Source organism: Vreelandella nigrificans, assembly GCF_002374315.1.
Lineage (GTDB): Bacteria > Pseudomonadota > Gammaproteobacteria > Pseudomonadales > Halomonadaceae > Vreelandella > Vreelandella nigrificans.
The window spans coordinates 1-1,463 of record NZ_NWUX01000058.1; the positions used below are offsets into that span (position 1 = coordinate 1).

Genomic DNA, 1,463 nt, shown 5'->3' on the forward strand with positions numbered 1-1,463 from the left:
CCGCGGATTCAACGGATCAGCAGCCGAACGACGAACACCCACGCTGAGTTCAAATCTGCCAATATCCATTGGTTACCCGCCGGGGAAGGCTGCTACCGTCTTCCCCGGCGGTAGCGTGGGCAGTCGTACCTATTGCCATATCATTGACTGAGGACGAAATGACCTTTACCACGCATCCCTCGTTGTTGACCTGGGTATGGCCCCAGCAGGGAGCTCGCCGATGAGCTTGCAAAACGAACCGCTAACGCCTGCGGAAGGCTACGCCGAAACCGCTTATCGCTTTGATGCTATTCCTGAGCAGAGTTATGCCCCTCAAAACGAGATGTTGCATGGGCGAATTTTGGAAACACGCCTACCTTGGGGTAGTTATCTGGGTGTAAATCCCACCACTTATCAATACTCGGATCTTTGGTTTCGGGAGTATCAATATATCGGTGATGACTATAATGACTACACCATGATCAATGAGTCTCGTTGGTCTAAACGAGTCGACGAAAATGTTAATGATTTCTATCGCATCAACCGATTTCTCTTTATTTTATTTACTCATGGCTTTAGCTTTATAAGAGGGGGAGGGTGGTTTGTTTTTGGTATAATTAGTGTGTGTACTCTGCTGTTCATCTTCGCAGCCGATACACTACTTCAAGCGTTTACCCCTTTATTAATTGCTACCGCTGTTTGTGGCATTGCAACCATTCTTCGCCAGCTGTGGGAAAAACACGAGTTAAAGTTTTATAACAGCAATCGCAATTGGTCGAATGATTATGCTTTTTGTCGGCGCACCGGCATGGTCAAGACATTTCGAGGGATCTTTCCTTTTTACGAGTTTGATGCTTATATCGAGATGACTGTAGGTACTCAGGGCTCGCAGTTCCATTCCCTTAAATTAATTCATCGTTACCCTCATCGCAGTCCAGACTCCTTTTCTAAGCGCCCACTGGAGTTTAGTTTTACCGTAGATGGCAGTATCGCTCAGCGCTATGCCGCTTGGGATATGTTGCAGCGTTATATGGATGTCTCTCAGCCGCTGCCAGATGTACCTGAATTAGAGCCCTTCCGTCACCTCGATCCGACCACCAAGGCCTATGATGAGGCGGGGAAACGTGGCCGCCCCGCGACCTACTGGCGCGATTTATATGCCAATAGCAGCGAAGAAGAACTCAAAGCGTTGCGCGAGGCGCACCGCTCCGAAGTGGACAGCACCATTTGGGGCGGTCGCCCAGACTTGATGGAACTCTCGGTGCCCAACTACCGCGAAACCCGCAAGGGCGAACCGGAAGACGTCAATGACTTTGGCCGTTTCCCCTGGAAAGCGGGCAAGTTCGTTGACCGGCCGGAAACGACACCGTCCGCGGATTCAACGGATCAGCAGCTGAACGACGAACCCCCACGCTGAGTTCAAATCTGCCAATATCCATTGGTTACCCGCCGGGGAAGGCAGCTACCGTCTTCCCCGGCGGTAG

Annotated in this window: 1 protein-coding gene; it reads left to right on the forward strand. The window is 50.9% G+C overall.

Features of this window, described 5'->3' with window-relative positions; translation table 11 throughout:
- Positions 1-220: 220 nt before the first annotated feature.
- Positions 221-1,396: a hypothetical protein gene (locus tag CPA45_RS22435; protein ID WP_096655521.1), complete on the forward strand. Its 1,176-nt coding sequence runs from the start codon at positions 221-223 to the stop codon at positions 1,394-1,396.
- Positions 1,397-1,463: the final 67 nt, after the last annotated feature.

Excerpts from the sequence above, each read along its gene's own strand:
- CPA45_RS22435 (WP_096655521.1), top strand. The coding sequence starts at position 221 with ATGAGCTTGCAAAACGAACCGCTAACGCCTGCGGAAGGCTACGCCGAA.